Annotated in this window: 1 protein-coding gene; it reads right to left on the reverse strand. The window is 33.7% G+C overall.

From position 1 onward, the window contains the following. Window positions 1-73: 73 nt before the first annotated feature. Window positions 74-561, reverse strand: a 488-nt coding sequence (locus ACFINH_RS10340; RefSeq protein WP_375633088.1) for a type IV secretion system protein, incomplete at its 5' end; no start/stop codon positions are given.

The following is a 561-nucleotide window of genomic DNA, read 5'->3' on the forward strand; positions in this document are numbered from 1 at the left end:
TGGCTTTGATAAAATCTTTGTGCTTCTCTTAATTGTTCAGAGAGTACTGAACCTTCTACATTGGTTTTTGTTTTCATCGTATGATAGGCATCCCTTTTTTTTCATGATCAAAAATTTTCATATCAAGTTCGCGTCTTTTCCTTTTGATAAGTGATTGCTCAGCGTCATGTAAATGCGCTACCATTTCCATCTTTATAAATTCATTTTGGATCATGGCTAACGAACCATCGATATGTGCTTGAAGATCTGCAGTATCTTTCAGGTTTTCTTTTTTTTGAACTTCATCTAATAGATCTCTGAGGTATTGAAAACGATTTTCTACGTTTTCAAAAGTTTCTAAACTTACAGCTTTATCTAGTATCGATGCAAATTGTAAACGCCCAGAAATAGCTTTGCCCATTTGATCAAAAGGCCCAGAAACTTTGTTTTCGTCCTCTAATACCTCTTGATATGATTTCCTTGAAAGCTTATCACTCTTATAGAGCGATTCTGGTTCTTTGAGAAAAAAACTAGAAAAATCTATAGTTTTAGGTCCAGTTTTTTGACTATTTGTTATAGCCT

Source organism: Bartonella sp. AA74HLJMH, assembly GCF_042197045.1.
GTDB lineage: Bacteria > Pseudomonadota > Alphaproteobacteria > Rhizobiales > Rhizobiaceae > Bartonella.